The sequence below is a fragment of the Nonomuraea sp. SBT364 genome (genome assembly GCF_001083785.1).
In the GTDB taxonomy this organism is placed as follows: domain Bacteria; phylum Actinomycetota; class Actinomycetes; order Streptosporangiales; family Streptosporangiaceae; genus Nonomuraea.
The window spans coordinates 169547-183408 of the sequence record NZ_LAVL01000003.1 but is presented as its reverse complement, the minus strand read 5'-3'; the positions used below and the strand labels follow the sequence as shown (position 1 = coordinate 183408).

At 71.1% G+C, this 13862-nt stretch carries 13 protein-coding genes; 4 read left to right on the top strand and 9 right to left on the bottom strand.

The features are described from left to right. Positions 1 to 8: 8 nt before the first annotated feature. From ADY59_RS03205 to ADY59_RS03175, 7 genes are all read right to left on the bottom strand, one after another. Positions 9 to 914 carry a TIGR04222 domain-containing membrane protein gene (locus ADY59_RS03205; protein ID WP_197093404.1) on the bottom strand — a complete coding sequence of 302 codons (906 nt, stop codon included), beginning with the start codon at positions 912 to 914 and terminating at the stop codon, positions 9 to 11. 74 nt (positions 915 to 988) lie between these two features. Next, on the bottom strand, positions 989 to 1969 hold the full coding sequence (locus ADY59_RS03200) for a TIGR04222 domain-containing membrane protein (protein WP_049557281.1): 981 nt from the start codon (positions 1967 to 1969) through the stop codon (positions 989 to 991). 57 nt (positions 1970 to 2026) lie between these two features. After that, entirely contained in the window at positions 2027 to 3820 is a 1794-nt protein-coding gene (locus ADY59_RS03195; protein WP_049557278.1) for a phosphoenolpyruvate carboxykinase (GTP), read from the bottom strand. 247 nt (positions 3821 to 4067) lie between these two features. Then, entirely contained in the window at positions 4068 to 4589 is a 522-nt protein-coding gene (locus tag ADY59_RS03190; protein WP_049557276.1) for a hypothetical protein, read from the bottom strand. 70 nt (positions 4590 to 4659) lie between these two features. After that, complete coding sequence (locus ADY59_RS03185) at positions 4660 to 5871, bottom strand: C40 family peptidase (protein WP_231618511.1); 1212 nt, start codon at positions 5869 to 5871, stop codon at positions 4660 to 4662. Between the two features lie 41 nt (positions 5872 to 5912). Then, the gene (gene greA, locus ADY59_RS03180; protein WP_049557273.1) at positions 5913 to 6413 is read right to left on the bottom strand and encodes a transcription elongation factor GreA; all 501 of its coding nucleotides are present in this window, start codon (positions 6411 to 6413) and stop codon (positions 5913 to 5915) included. 108 nt (positions 6414 to 6521) lie between these two features. Beyond that, a complete protein-coding gene (locus tag ADY59_RS03175; protein ID WP_049557270.1) occupies positions 6522 to 6941 on the bottom strand; it encodes a DUF4307 domain-containing protein in 420 nt (139 codons plus the stop codon). A gap of 135 nt (positions 6942 to 7076) precedes the next feature. Between ADY59_RS03175 and mca the strand changes: the two genes are divergently transcribed. Genes mca through ADY59_RS03165 form a run of 3 tightly spaced genes read left to right on the top strand, consistent with a single transcriptional unit; the run spans position 7077 to position 8460 of the window. Beyond that, positions 7077 to 7961: a mycothiol conjugate amidase Mca gene (gene mca, locus ADY59_RS03170; RefSeq protein WP_082309805.1), complete on the top strand. Its 885-nt coding sequence runs from the start codon at positions 7077 to 7079 to the stop codon at positions 7959 to 7961. A 42-nt stretch (positions 7962 to 8003) separates the two neighbouring features. Further along, the gene (locus ADY59_RS51015) at positions 8004 to 8177 is read left to right on the top strand and encodes a hypothetical protein (RefSeq protein WP_197093403.1); all 174 of its coding nucleotides are present in this window, start codon (positions 8004 to 8006) and stop codon (positions 8175 to 8177) included. After that, positions 8167 to 8460, top strand: a complete 294-nt coding sequence (locus tag ADY59_RS03165; protein WP_049557262.1) for a GNAT family N-acetyltransferase — start codon at positions 8167 to 8169, stop codon at positions 8458 to 8460. Before ADY59_RS51015 ends, ADY59_RS03165 begins: the two co-directional genes overlap by 11 nt. On the opposite strand, the gene ADY59_RS03160 is transcribed toward ADY59_RS03165, so the two are convergent. After that, positions 8446 to 9597, bottom strand: a complete 1152-nt coding sequence (locus ADY59_RS03160; RefSeq protein WP_049557260.1) for a hypothetical protein — start codon at positions 9595 to 9597, stop codon at positions 8446 to 8448. The two genes, ADY59_RS03165 and ADY59_RS03160, sit on opposite strands and share 15 nt — an antisense overlap. An 85-nt stretch (positions 9598 to 9682) precedes the next feature. Between ADY59_RS03160 and ADY59_RS03155 the strand changes: the two genes are divergently transcribed. After that, positions 9683 to 11695, top strand: a complete 2013-nt coding sequence (locus ADY59_RS03155; protein ID WP_049557258.1) for a thioredoxin domain-containing protein — start codon at positions 9683 to 9685, stop codon at positions 11693 to 11695. Positions 11696 to 11699: 4 nt separating this feature from the next. Here ADY59_RS03155 and ADY59_RS03150 read toward each other — a convergent pair whose 3' ends face one another. Then, complete coding sequence (locus ADY59_RS03150) at positions 11700 to 13814, bottom strand: transglycosylase domain-containing protein (RefSeq protein WP_197093402.1); 2115 nt, start codon at positions 13812 to 13814, stop codon at positions 11700 to 11702. Between the last annotated feature and the right edge of the window lie 48 nt (positions 13815 to 13862).

Here is a 13862-nt window from a genome sequence, read left to right as displayed (position 1 = left end):
GGATATGTTTATAAGAGCCACCCCCCCCCGCCCCCGCCGTCGGAGCCCGACCCGCCGAAGTCGCCGCCGCCGATCCCGGCCGAGCCGCCGCAGGAACCTCCCGCGCAACTGTGCCCGTACGGGACGTCGTGGTCGCGTTCGGAGAGCTGGGCTTCCAGCTCGGGGTCGCCCGCCTCGCCGAGGCCGTTCAGGGCGACGGGCACGGCGATGGCGCTCGCGACCGCCGGCGACAGGACACCTGCCGGATGCGCCGACCGGGCCGTCCGGAGCCGCTCCTGACCGGCGTCCGTGAGGAGGTGGCCGAGCGCGCGCCGGCGGCGCCGGGCCGCGACCAGCCCGCCGGCGCCGGTCAGGGCGAGCACCGCCGCGCCGACCCCCAGGACCACGCTCCCGGGCACGGCGAAGAAGACGACCAGCCCGACCAGCAGCGACACCACCGAGAGTGCCTTCAGCCGGGTGAGCAGCCCACGGATCGAGACCTGGGAGTCGTCGGGGATGAGCATCCCGAGGCGGACGAGCTGGTCCTGGACGGCCTCGACCGCGGGCCCGTTGCCGACCGAGTGACGCACCGCCGTGGCCGACATCCCCGCCGGCCGTTCCCCTACGGCCTCCAGCACGGCCCGCTCGACCGGCTCGGCGGAGCCGGACCGGCCGTCGACGGCATGCAGCATGCCGCCGCGCGAGACGCGCAGCCGCCCGGCGCGGGCCAGGACGGCGAGTGCGGTGTTGACCACCCGCCTCGGCCCGCCCGCCAGGTAGGCAAGCTCGTAGGGGCCGAGGTCACGCGCGGTGGGGCCGCCTCCGGCACGCAGGTTGCGGTCCAGTTCGGCGAGGGCGGAGGCGGTTCGGACGATGGGCGCGACGAGAGCCGCGCAGACGATCGCGGTGAGGACCAACCCGGCGAAACTATCCAAGACGACCTCCTCTACTCGTATCCAGTAGACGATCGGCCCCGGCGGAACGGCTGCGCCGTAAAGGTGTCAAACACCTAGCCTCCACCGCCCCCGCAGCCGCCACCGCCTCCTCCGCAGCCGCCGCCACCGCCACCGCTGTCACCGCCGCCGCCGAAGTCGCCGCCGCCGAAGCCGCCCGGGCTGTCGCCGAAGCTCGACGACCCGTCGGCGTGGCTTCCGCAGGACCCGGTGACGTCGCCGCTCGGGTCGCCCCTGGACAGCTCGTCGGTGATCAGCGGGTCGCCGGTCTCGGCCAGGCCGTACAGGGCGACGGGCAGGCCGCCGGCGGGGGCGAGGGTGCTGTGATCGCGTGTGGTGCGCGGGTGCCACGAGCGGGCCGACGTCAGCACCAGCCGTCCCTCACGGGTCAGGACGCCGCGCAGCCGGCGGCGCTGACGCACGATCGCGCCCACCCCGAAGATCAGGGCGAACGCGCTCGCGAGCAGGAGTACGGGCAGATGTCCCAGATCCTCCATCAGGCCGCCGACGGCCAGCGCGATGGCGGTCGCGTCGATGCCCATCGCGACCAGAAGGGCGGCCACCAGCCAGCGCACCCGCCTGCGCGCGGGGTCGAGCGCGCCCTCGGGGACGAGCAGCCCCCGGCGGACGAGGTCGTCGGCCAGCCCGGTCACCGCCCGGTGCCCGGCGACCCCCCGCCGCAGCTCGGCGGCCGGGCAGCCGCCGGCCCTGCCCGCCAGGAAGTCGATCACCGCCTGTTCGAGGGGCACCGGCGACGGCGCGGCGCCGTACACGAGGCTGACGCCGGCCCGTGAGACGCGGACGGCGCCGGCCGTCGCGAGGACGGTCAGCGCCGTGTTGATGGCCCGCCTGGGCCCGCCGGCCAGATAGGCCAGCTCGTAGTGCGACAACTGGTGCGACAACTGGTGCGACAACTGGTGCGCGGCGCCGCTGGGCCGCGTCTCGGTGACGCGGCGGCGCGCGCGGTCGGCGATCGGCTCGGCGGCGATGACGAGCACCGTCGCGGCGATGACGGCGACGATCAGTAAGTCGTCCATCTGGCACCCCCCGTGCGGTACGGCCAAGCTAGAACGGCCGCACCGCACGGCGCAAGGTCACCCGAGCCGGTCGAGCAGGGCGTTGTACTCCTCCCAGAGCTCCTTGGGCAGATGCGTGCCGAAGGTGTCGAAATGGGCGGGGATCAGCGCCGCTTCCTCCCGCCAGACCTCGCGGTCGACGCTCAGCAGCGTGCGCAGGTCCTCGTCCGCCAGGTCCAGGCCCTCGGTGTCGAGCGACTCGGGGAGCAGGCCGATCGGCGTGGGCACGGCCTTCGCCTCGCCGTTGAGGCGCTCCACGATCCACTTCAGGACGCGGCTGTTCTCGCCGAAGCCGGGCCAGATGAACTTCCCGTCCGCGTCCTTGCGGAACCAGTTGACGTAGTAGATGCGCGGCAGTTTGGCGCCCTTGCGGCGGCCGATCCTGATCCAGTGGCCGAAGTAGTCGCCCATGTTGTAGCCGCAGAACGGCAGCATGGCGAACGGGTCGTGGCGCAACTCGCCGACCTTGCCCTCGGCGGCGGCGGTCTTCTCGGAGGCGACGTTGGCTCCGAGGAAGACGCCGTGCTCCCAGCTCAGCGACTCGGTCACGAGCGGCACCGCGGTGGCGCGGCGGCCGCCGAACAGGATCGCCGAGATGGGCACGCCCTTGGGGTCCTGCCATTCGGGGGCGATGGTCGGGCACTGCGAGGCCGGCGTGGTGAAGCGGGCGTTCGGGTGCGCCGCCGGCTCGCCGCTGTCAGGGGTCCAGGAGCGGCCCTTCCAGTCGGTGAGGTGCGCCGGCGCCTCCTCGGTGAGGCCCTCCCACCACACGTCGCCGTCGTCGGTGAGCGCGACGTTGGTGAAGATGCTGTTGCCCCAGAGCGTCTTGATCGCGTTGGCGTTGGTGACCTGGCCGGTGCCGGGCGCGACGCCGAAGAAGCCGGCCTCCGGGTTGATGGCGTACAGGCGGCCGTCGTCGCCGAAGCGCATCCAGGCGATGTCGTCGCCGACGGTCTCCACCTTCCAGCCCGGGATGGTCGGCTGGAGCATCGCCAGGTTCGTCTTGCCGCAGGCGCTCGGGAAGGCGGCCGCGATGTAGCGGGTCTCGCCGGTGGGCGGCGTGAGCTTGAGGATGAGCATGTGCTCGGCCAGCCAGCCCTCGTCGCGGGCCATGGCGCTGGCGATGCGCAGCGCGTAGCACTTCTTGCCGAGCAGCGCGTTGCCGCCGTAGCCGGAGCCGTAGGACCAGATCTCGCGGGTCTCCGGGAAGTGGCTGATGTACTTGGTGGAGCTGCACGGCCACGGCACGTCGTCCTGGCCGGGCTCCAGGGGCGCGCCCACGCTGTGCACGGCCTTGACGAAGTCGCCGCGCTCCTCGATCAGGCGCAGCGCCCGCTCGCCCATCCTGGTCATGATCCGCATCGACACCGCGACGTACGGCGAGTCGGTGATCTCGACGCCGAGCTGCGAGATCTCGCCGCCCAGCGGGCCCATGCAGAACGGCACCACGTACATGGTGCGTCCGCGCATGCAGCCCTTGAACAGCTGACCGAAGGTCCGGCGCATCTCGGCGGGCGCGATCCAGTTGTTGGTCGGCCCGGCGTCCTGCTCGCGCTCGGAGCAGATGAACGTGCGGTCCTCGACCCGGGCCACGTCGCTCGGGTCGGACTTGGCGTAGAAGCTGTTGGGCCGCTTGGCCAGCCGGGTGAACGTGCCCTGCTCCACGAGGAGGTTCGTCAGGCGCGTCCACTCCTCCTCGGAGCCGTCGCACCACTCGATCCGGTCCGGCTCGGTAAGGGTCGCTATCTCTTTCACCCACGCGGCCAATTCGCGATTGCTGGTCGGCGCGTGGACTTCCACGGAAACGGACACGACTGCGGCTCCTCCACTCTCTCAGGGCCCGCTCATCATTAACGACGACGGCACCCGAAAGCCAATTGGCATAGACCTCTGCGACGGGTGTCACCGCAGGCAGCGGCCTCGACGATTGGGGGAGCCTACCCATCGGCGCACGCTTTAAAAGAAACTCGTGCGAGCACTGGTTCAGTCCAATGCCGATGGTCTAAACCAATTCCGGAAATGGTTTAGTCCAATACCGGGACGGTTTTCGCTGCGTGTCTCAGGAATGCGGATCGGGGCCGGCGGAGCGGACGCGGTCGACGTGCTGCAGCGCGTCGCGCAACTCGGCCAGCCAGGTGTCGGTGTTCCTGCCCACGAGGCGGACGCACCAGGCGAGGGCGTCACTGCGACTGCGGGCCACCCCGGCGGCCACGAGCGTGTCGAGAACTTGCCGCTCAGATTGCCGCAATCTGGTCATAACGGGCACAGAGAGTGTGGTGAACATCACAGTCTCGCCGCCGCACACGACGCCCCACGAGACCTTCTGCCGGAACCTGCGCTCGGCCTCCTTGGCGATCTCGATCCGCCGCTCCCGCGTCTCCTCACGGAAGCGCCCGATCATCCCCTCGACGAGCGCGGCCCGTTCGGACTCGTCCACGCCGGCCGGCGGATCGGGCAGCGTGCCGAGCACCGCGATCTCCTCGCGGTCCCTGACGACCTCGGGCGCACCGGTGAACCAGCCCTCGGGGAGCCGCCCGGTGAACCAGCCGCGTACCTGCGCCGTCACATCATCGCTTGCCATGTAATCAACATTACACAGTTGCTTCGGAAATGCACGCGCCTGAGGAGCGACGCCTTGCGTGAGTACGCGCTCAGACCCGCCCGGCGGCCTGCGGGCTCACCCTGACCACGCCGGCCAGGTTGCGGGTGCTGATCGGCGCGATCTTGACCACGTCACCGGTGCGCGGGGCGTGCAGCATCTTGCCCTTGCCCCAGTAGATGGCCACGTGCGAGATGTAGGCCGGGTTGGTCGGGTCGTTGCGCCAGAACAGCAGGTCACCCGGCTGCGCCTGGGAGAGCGGCACCTGCGGGCCGGCCAGCCACTGCTGGTGCGTCACGCGCGGCATCCGCACCCCGGCCCGGCCGTAGGCCCACTGGACCAGCCCCGAGCAGTCGAACGTGCTCGGCCCCTCGGCCCCCCACACGTACGGCCGGCCGAGCTTGGACGCCGCCGCCGTGAGCGCCGCCGTGAGCTGCTCACCGGTCATGAACGAGCCGGTCGGCCAGTTGCGCTCGCGAGTCTGGGGCGGGGGCAGCACCGGGTTGACCATGGCCGACTGGGTGCCCTTGGGCAGCAGCTTCATCACCCGGCGCTGCAGGTCGGCCGAGTCGGCCTTGGGCGCGCTGATGATGAGCGCGTTGTCGCGCGGCAGGCCGAGCGCCCGCCCGGTCTCCCTGGACACCACCGCGTCCACCGCGCCGAGCCCGGTGGTGGCGTAGGCGCCGATCCGCAGCGGCCCCCTGGGCCCGCTCACCTTGCTGTGCAGGGACAGCCCGCCGTCGTTGCCCAGCACGAACGAGACGGCCACGTCACCGGCGGCCACGTTGGCCCACAGCGGATCGGAGGACGCCGTCACCTTCGGGGTGTAGGCCCGGAACGTGGACGGCGACACCGCGAGCGTCTGCACCCGCTTGCCGTCGAGGGTGACGCTGGCGGCGTCGGCCAGCTCCATCGCCCGCACGCCCGGCACCTTGGCGATCTTGGCTAACTGCTTGCTCGTGAACGGCTTGCGGGTCACCACGAACAGGTGCGGCTTGTGCAGCGTGCCGAGCGGTTTGACCGGCTCGACCGTCTTCGTCTTGGCCATCAGGCTCTGCCGGGGCTCCGGGCGGGGCCGTACCGGATCCGCGACGGGCGGCGCCTGCGGCCGCCTGACCTCCGCCAGCAGCAGCACGTCGGCCGTCAGCACGGCCACCAGCGCAACCACGATGAACGGGATCAGCCTGCGATGGTCACGCCGCCTGCGGGTGTCGACCAGGAAGCTGAGGTCCTGCCGGATCCCCGACGGGGCACGCGTGAACACCGCCGGGCCGTCGTGGGCCCGGCGGTGCCGGTCTTCGGGGGTCAGTTGCCGATGTACGGCACAGCCTCGAGGATCTCGACGGTGTTCTGGCGGCCGTTGGGCATGCTGTAGGTCGCCTTCTCACCGATCTTCTTGCCGTTGATCGCCGCGCCCAGCGGGGACTTGGGCGAGTAGACGTCGATCGGCGCGCCGCTCTCCTCGCGGGAGGCCAGCAGGAAAGTCACCTCGTCGTCGTCGCCCACGAAGCGGATCGTCACGGTCATGCCGGGGCCGACCACGCCCTCGGTCTTGGGGGCCTCGCCCACCTGGGCGCTGTCCAGGATCTGACGGAGGTGGAAGATCCGGGCCTCCATCTTGCCCTGTTCGTCCTTGGCCGCGTGGTAGCCGCCGTTCTCCTTGAGGTCGCCCTCTTCACGCGCGGCCTCGATCTTCTTGGCGATGTCGACACGCCCGGGCCCCGAGAGATATTCGTACTCGGCCTTCAGGCGGTCGTACGCCTCCTGCGTCAGCCATGTGACGTTCTCATCGCGAGAGTCGGCCACGGGTTCTCCTTGCTTGCCTAGGGGGCCCTGAGATCACTGAAGGTCGCGTACGGTTGAATTGCGAAAGGCTAACAAGTCAACGCCTGGAACGCTTCCCCAAATGTCTCACTATACGAGATTGCAGTACTGGACGTGGACGGATGTCGCCTGGGCACTGGTGTCCAGGCTCTCCTTGCGGGGCTTACTACCCTCACCAGCCGGAATTCTTACTTCCTTGCTGCCTACTTCCCCGTGGTTCACGTCCGTGGCCCTGATCCGGCACACCGCCGAGCTGTCGTCGGGCTTGTGCACCGTGAAGGTTACCTCGGCCCGGGCCGCATCATCGATCCGGAACGAGACCACCTGCGCCTTGGCGCCCGTCGCGGTGCCCGTCATGGACCACATCACGTAGCCCCAGCCACCCGCGACGATGGCCACGAGCACCCCGATCACGATGTGCACGACGAGCCGCCCGCCCCGCTCGGGACGGTCCGGAAAGTCGGCGGGTGTGCCGAGAACGGGTCCGTTCCCGACATCTCTGGTGGCCATGGCGGAATCTCCCTGCACTCCCTGAGCGTTATCCGAGACAATTGTCGCCCGCGGGGGTCACGCCCTCGCGACCGCCCAGCAGAAACTAACCTCTCTGGGCAACTGATCGGTCCCTACTGAGGAGACATCGAGCCCGTGAGTGCACCGCTGAGGCTGATGGCCGTCCACGCCCACCCCGACGACGAGTCGAGCAAGGGCGCAGCCACCATGGCGCGTTATGTCCGCGAAGGCATTGACGTGCTGGTCTGTACGCTCACGGGCGGTGAACGCGGCTCCGTGCTGAACGAGAAGATGGACCGGCCGGAGATCGTGGCGAACATCGCCGAGGTCCGCAGGGCGGAGATGGCCCGGGCCCGCGAGATCCTGGGCGTGCAGCAGCGCTTCCTGGGCTTCGTCGACTCGGGCTTGCCGGAGAGCGAGGAGGAGGAGCTGCCCGAGGGCTGCTTCCGCCTGCAGAAGCTGGAGGACGCCTCGGCGCCGCTGGTGGCGGCCGTGCGCGAGTTCAGGCCGCACGTGATCATCACGTACGACGACGACGGCGGCTACCCGCACCCCGATCACATCATGACCAACCGCGTGTCGGTTGAGGCGTTCGAGGCGGCCGGCGACCCCGACCGCTACCCGGGCACCGGCGACCCGTGGCAGCCGCTGAAGCTCTACTACCAGATGGGCTTCCACCGGGCCCGGTTCGAGGCGCTGCACGAGGCGATGAACGAGCGCGGCATGGGCTCCCCGTACGCCGACTGGATCTCCCGCTGGGAGGACCGGCCGGCCAAGTGGGAGGTGACCACCAAGGTGCCGTGCGGCGACTACTTCGAGATCCGCGACGAGGCGCTCAAGGCGCACGCCACCCAGGTCGACCCCGACGGCTGGTGGTTCGTCTGCCCGCGTGAGCTGCAGCAGGAGATCTGGCCGACCGAGGACTACCACCTGGCCCGCTCGCTGGTCGACACCGAGCTGCCGGAGGACGACCTGTTCGCCGGGATCCACGCCGAGGAGACCTCCCCGGCCTGCCACTGAGCCGCCGGTCGGAGCACCGCCCCCGGGTGGCAGACTGGATGTGTGACCGTTCTAGCAGCAGGTGATGTCAGTCCGGGCATCCTCGGCTTCACCGTCGTGGCCCTCATCGGCTTGGCGCTGTATATGCTGATCAAGTCGATGAACAAGCAGATCTCGAAGATCGAGGTCCCGCACGAGGCCGAGCTACGGCAGGAAAGCGTGAAAGATGCCGATTGAAGTGGTCGACAACTCGGCGGAAAGCCGCTTCGAGATCCTCCTCGACGGCAAGGTCGCCGGGTTCGCCGACTATCGTCTGCTGCCCACCAAGATCGTCTTCACGCACACCGAGGTCTCGCCCGAGCACGAAGGGCAGGGCCTGGCCGGCCGCATGGTCAAGCACGCCCTGGAGGAGGCCCGCGACGCCGGGCTGACCGTGCAGCCGCTCTGCCCCTACGTGGCCTCCTACATCGAGCGCCACCCCGACTTCAAGGGCCTGCTCGACGACTCAGTCAGCGGGTGACCAGGCGCGTTCCAGCGCCTTCGGCAGACCCCACCAGCCCAGCCGGGTGAGCGTCTCGTCCTCGTCGACGATGCCGAGCTGCGCCCACAGCGCGACCACCGGCACGAACAACGCCTCGGTCGCGTCGAGGTCACCCGGGTCCTCGTCGTAGCCGTCGATGTCCTCCGACTCGGCGACGAGCTGGGCGATCCGCTCCGGCGACGCCGGCGCGCCCGGCCCCAGCCTGGTCAGGGCGGCCACCGCCGCCAGCCAGTCGGCGTGCTGGAGCGCGCACAGGTTGGCCAGCACCGAGTCCTCGACGCTGACCTCGCGGTCGAGGTCGGCGAACTCCTCCAGCAGATTGGCCTCCTCCGACAGGTCCGACATCGGCCCGGCGATGCCCGCCGCCACCGCCAGCCACAGCTCCGCCTCGTCCACCGGGATCGGCCGGTCGTCGAAGCCCGCGCAGGCCCGCAGCACGTTGCCCGGATAGCCGGGCTCGCCGAGCAGCTCGCGCAGCCGGGTCGCGGCCCGGTCGAGCTCCGCGATCGGCAGCTCCGGCAGCTTGTCCAGCTCGCCGAGGATGCGCTGCAGCTCCGACAGCGCGAACGCCTCCTCCTCGTCGAACGCCGCGAACAGCTCCTCGTCCTGCTCGTCGCTGACCGCGAACCCGGGCACCCGCCCGTCGGCCAGCGGCGTGGCCAGCCACTGCTCCTGGAGCTCCTCGTACGCGCGCCGGGCGGGCTGGTCGCCGGCCACCAGCGCGTCGGGGTCGATCTCGCCCGACCGCACCCGCTCCTCCAGGTGGGCCACCAGCCGCCCGAACATCTCCTGCGCCACCGGCCCGCGCTCGTCCTCCTCCGGCCACACGAAGTAGCTCGGCGTCATGAGGATCGGCTCGGTCCCCGTCGACTCGACCCAGCGCTGCACGTCGCCCACGGTGGCCGCGCCCGACTCGATGGAGCTCAGCGCCGACCTGGCCGACTCCCAGAACCGTACGGACAACGGGTTGCCGGCGGCCATCATCGCCCGCCGCAGGTCGGGCAGCGCCACCAGCGCCACCCCCGAGGCCACGGCCAGCAGGGCGCGCGCGACGTCGCGCCGGGTGAGCGCGGCCGGGGCGCGCCCGGCGTGTGCGCAGACGAAGTCGAGATCCACGATCCGTAAACTACGCCCCTGCCGCCGTCCCAAACACCGGTCGGCGGATAACGGGTGGATCCCGGCGGTGTGAGAGCCTGGCTGTGTGAACAGGCTCGGTAGCTCGACCTCTCCTTACCTGCTGCAGCACGCCGCCAATCCGGTCGACTGGTGGCCGTGGGGAGAGGAGGCGATGCGGGAGGCCCGCAGCCGCGACGTGCCGCTGCTGATCAGCGTGGGCTACTCGGCGTGCCACTGGTGTCACGTGATGGCGCACGAGAGCTTCGAGGACGAGGCCACCGCGCGGCTGATGAACGAGCACTACGTCAACATCAAGGTCGACCGCGAGGAGCGGCCCGACGTCGACGCCGTCTACATGAGCGCCACGCAGGCCATGACCCAGCAGGGCGGCTGGCCGATGACCGTGTTCGCGACGCCCGACGGGCATCCCTTTTACTGCGGCACCTACTTCCCCCGCCCCCAGTTCCAGCGGCTGCTGCTGGGGCTGCACAACGCCTGGACCAACGACCGGGAGACGGTGCTCCAGCAGGGGGCGAAGGTGGTCGAGGTGCTCAACTCCGACACCTCGCTGCCGAGCGGGCCCGCGCCGACGGCGCAGACGCTGGAGCAGGCCGTGGCCAACCTGCGCGAGTCGTTCGACCCGGTGCGCGGCGGGTTCGGCGGGGCGCCGAAGTTCCCGCCGTCGATGGTGCTGGAGTTCCTGCTGCGCTCGGGCGAGCGCGAGATGAGCGGGCGCACGCTGGAGGCGATGGCCAGGGGCGGCCTCTACGACCAGCTGGGCGGCGGGTTCGCCCGCTACAGCGTCGACGCCGGCTGGGTGGTGCCGCACTTCGAGAAGATGCTCTACGACAACGCGCTGCTGTTGCGCGTCTACACGCACTGGTGGACCTCGGGCGGCGGACCGCTGGCCAGGCGGGTCGCGCTGGAGACGGCCGACTGGCTGCTGCGCGAGATGCGTACGGCCGAGGGCGGGTTCGCCTCGGCCCTCGACGCCGACAGCGAGGGCGAGGAGGGCAAGTTCTACGTCTGGACACCCGGGCAGCTGCGCGAGGTGCTCGGCGACGACGACGGCGCGTGGGCGGCCGGGGTGTTCGAGGTCACGGGCACGTTCGAGCACGGCACGTCGGTGCTGCAAATGCTGTCCGATCCCGCCGACACGGCCCGGCTCGACAGCGTGCGGGCGCGCCTGCTCGCCGCCCGGGAGGAGCGCGTACGGCCCGGGCGCGACGACAAGGTGGTGGCCGGATGGACCGGGCTGGCCATCGCGGCCCTGGCCGAGACCGGGATCGTGTTCGAGCGGCCCGACCTGGTCGAGGCGGCCACGGCCGCCGCGACGCTGCTCGACGAGGTGCACGTCGACGGGGGCCGGCTGCTGCGCACCTCGCGCGACGGGCGGGCCGGGGCCAACGCGGGCGTGCTGGAGGACTACGCCAACCTGGCCGAGGGCCTGATCGCGCTGCACGGGGTGACCGGGGAGGCGCGCTGGTTCCGGCTGGCCGGGGCACTGCTCGACACCGTGCTCGACAGGTTCGGCGACGGCACGGGCGGGTTCTACGACACCGCCGACGACGCCGAGCGGCTCTTCCAGCGGCCCCAGGACCCGACCGACAACGCCACCCCGTCGGGCCAGTACGCGGCGGCGGGGGCCCTGCTGTCCTACGCGGCGCTGACCGGCTCCGCCCGGCACCGGGAGGCCGCGCACGCCGCGCTCGGCACGGTGTCGGTCCTGGCCGGCAAGCACGCCCGGTTCGCCGGGTGGGGGCTGGCCGTCGCGCGGGCGGCGCTCGACGGCCCGGTCGAGGTCGCGGTCGTCGGCCCGCCGGACGATCCGCGCACGGCCGAGCTGCACCGGGAGGCGTACCTGTCGGGGGCGCCGGGAGCCGTCGTGGCGGTGGGGTCCGGCGCGCCTGCGGCGCTGGACCCGGCGTCGGCGGTGGCGGGGACGCCGCCGTCCGGCGAGGTGGTGGCGGGCACGGTGCCGCTGCTGAAGGGGCGGGGTCTGATCGCCGGCGCGCCGGCCGCCTACGTGTGCCGGGGCTTCACCTGCAAGATGCCGGCCACCACCGTCGCGGCGCTGCGCGACCGGCTGGCCGAATAGCGCGCTAGGCGGCGGGTGTCGGGCGGCCGCCGTTCTCGGGAGGGCCGCCCGTGGGCTCGGCCGGGGCCCCGGTCGGCGGGCCCGGCTGCTCGTCCGGGACCTCCGGCAGTTGCTCGTCCGGGTTGTCGTCCGGCGGGGTGGAGGGCTCGGGGATCGGCGGCTCGGTGGCGTCCGGCGAGGGCGGGGTCTCCGTCCAGTCGTCCGGCGCCTCGTCGGTGGGCAGCGTCTCAGGCCGGCGCTGGTCGCGCTCGGGCGCGCCGTAGTCGGGCTGGTAGCCGTAGCGCGACGGCTCGGGGAAGCGCTCGACCGGCTCGCCCTGCATCGCCTCGGCCATGAACGCCCGCCAGATCCGCGCCGGGAGCTGGCCGCCGAACTGCACGCCGTAGCCCGGGATGCTCACGGTCTTGTTGTCGTCGCGGAACATGTCGACGGCCACGGCGAGCTGCGGCGTGAAGCCGTTGAACCAGACCGCGCGGGAGTCGTCGGTGGTGCCCGTCTTGCCGGCGACGGGACGGTCGTAGAGCCGCGCCGCGGTGCCCGTGCCGTACTGCACGACCTGCTGCATCGCGTAGGTGGCGTCGGCGGCGGCCTGCTCGTTGACGGCGCGGGTGGCCTCCGGCTTGACCACGTCCTTCATGCCGCCGGCGTCGGTGACGCTCTTGACGACGTGCGTCTCCATGTGGACGCCGCCGTTGGCGAGGGTGGCGAAGCCCGAGGCGTTCTGCACGGCGCTCACCGAGGCGACGCCCAGCGGGAACGTGGCGGCCTGGACGTGCTGGTCGAGCTGGGCGGCCGGGAGGCCCATGGCCTCGGCGGTCGCGGCGACCTTCTCCGGGCCGACCTTCTGGGCGAGGTCGACGAAGGCGGTGTTGACCGAGTTCTGAGTCGCGGAGACCAGGTCGATCCGGCCGTAGGAGCGGCCGCTGTCGTTGGGGATGGGGTTGTCCGGGTCGGACGCCACCCGCATCGGCGAGTTGCCGTTGACCCTGGTGGACAGGCCGAATCCGTTGTCGAGCGCGGCGGCCAGCGTATAGGGCTTGAACGTGGAGCCGGCCATCACCTTGGCCGAGAACGCGTTGTCGTACTTGGACCTGTCGGGGCTGCCGCCGTAGAAGGCGACGACCTCGCCGGTGGCCGGGTCGACGGCGGCCAGGCCGGTGCGCAGCTTCTTCGGGGTGCCGTCGGGCAGCGTCTCCTTGACGGCGCGCTCGGCGGCCTCCATGAGCTTCTTGTCGAACGTGGTGACGATCTTCAGGCCGCCGCCGTTGATGTCCTCGTCGGTGTAGCCGCGCCGGTTGAGCTCGGCGGTGACCTGCTCCAGCATGTATTGGGCCTGGCCCTTGAGCTGGAACGGCTTCTTGGGCGCCTTGAGCTTGGGGAACTTCTGCTCGGCGGCCTCACCGGCGGTGAGCGCGCGGGTCTGGACCATCGCCTCGACGATCGAGCGCCAGCGGGCCTCGGCGGCGGCCAGGTCGGCGCCCTCGGGGTCGGCGAAGCGGCTCGGCTGCTGGATGACGGCGGCCAGGTAGGCGCCCTGGGCGACGCTCAGGTCCTCGACGTCCTTGCCGAAGTAGGCCTGGGCGGCGGCCTGGACGCCGTTGGCGCCGCGGCCGAAGTAGATGGTGTTGAGGTATTGCTCGAGCACCCAGTCCTTGGACTTGGACTGGTCGACCTTCAGCGAGATCATGATCTCTTTGAACTTGCGCGTGACCGACCGCTCCTGGCTCAGGCCGCTGTAGTAGTTGCGCACGAGCTGCTGGGTGATGGTCGAGCCGCCCTGGAGCTGCTGGCCGGTGAGCGTGGACCACAGCGCCCTGGTCGTGCCCTTGACCGAGACGCCGCCGTCCTCGTAGAAGGAGCGGTTCTCGGCGGCGATGACGGCGGCGCGGACGTGCTTGGGCACCTTGTCCAGCGTGACGACCCTGCGGTTCATGCCCTGGCGGGCGATGACGCTCTTGCCGTCGCGGTAGTAGATGACCGACCCCTGGGCCGTGGCGTCCTTCTGCGTGCTGTCGGGGATGGGGGTCATCGCCCAGGCGATGCCGAACAGCGCGGCCAGCACGAGCATGCCGGCGCCTGCCGTGATCAGCAGAAAACGCAGCACCCGCCGCTTTCGCATCGTGCCGCCCTCCCCTGGTCATCAGCGCGAACGTCAAGGGTAAACGAT

Coding starts and splice junctions, on each gene's coding strand:
- ADY59_RS03200 (WP_049557281.1), bottom strand. CDS start 1,969: ATGGACGACTTACTGATCGTCGCCGTCATCGCCGCGACGGTGCTCGTC.
- ADY59_RS03190 (WP_049557276.1), bottom strand. CDS start 4,589: ATGGCAAGCGATGATGTGACGGCGCAGGTACGCGGCTGGTTCACCGGG.
- ADY59_RS03175 (WP_049557270.1), bottom strand. CDS start 6,941: ATGGCCACCAGAGATGTCGGGAACGGACCCGTTCTCGGCACACCCGCC.
- ADY59_RS03165 (WP_049557262.1), top strand. CDS start 8,167: ATGCCGATTGAAGTGGTCGACAACTCGGCGGAAAGCCGCTTCGAGATC.
- ADY59_RS03150 (WP_197093402.1), bottom strand. CDS start 13,814: ATGCGAAAGCGGCGGGTGCTGCGTTTTCTGCTGATCACGGCAGGCGCC.